This window comes from Virgibacillus carmonensis (assembly GCF_057836705.1).
In genome coordinates, this window is record NZ_JBYQFJ010000382.1 from 1 (window position 1) to 531 (window position 531).

At 36.7% G+C, this 531-nt stretch carries 1 protein-coding gene; it reads right to left on the bottom strand.

Features of this window, described 5'->3' with window-relative positions; translation table 11 throughout:
- Nucleotides 1–7: 7 nt before the first annotated feature.
- Nucleotides 8–531, bottom strand: a 524-nt coding sequence (locus tag AC3G7N_RS22480) for a DsbA family protein (protein WP_489424318.1), incomplete at its 5' end; no start/stop codon positions are given.

Sequence of the window (531 nt, forward strand, 5' to 3'; positions counted from 1 at the left end):
TCATATTTTAATTTTTCTCCAGTGCACTTTCTATAGCTTTTTTAATGGCATCATAATCATATGGGTCCTCGATCTTCATTCCGTTAACCATAATTGTTGGTGTAACTTGTATATCGAAATTTGTTACCAATTCTGTATCCTTATTTAATTCATCCATTTTAGAGTTGTTTTCAATAGTTGTTTTTAGTTTATCTGTATCAATGTTTGGGACACCATTAGCTATTTCAAGGACCTTCTCTATAGTGATCCATTCACTATCATGGTTCTCGCTTGGTTGTGCTTTAAAAAGAGCTTTATGAAAATCCCAATATGCATCCGGGTTTTGTTGATAAACTGACTCAGCTGCCAGCGAACCTAGCTTCGACTCTTCCTCGTGAAATAGGACGTTTATAAACGCGAATTTGACCTTCCCCGTTTCAACATAATCACTTACCAATTTTGGCAAGATATCTATTCCCCAAACCTTACAAGCTGGACATTTGAAATCTCCAAATTCTACAACAGTTACGGGTGCATCAGGCTCCCCTAATG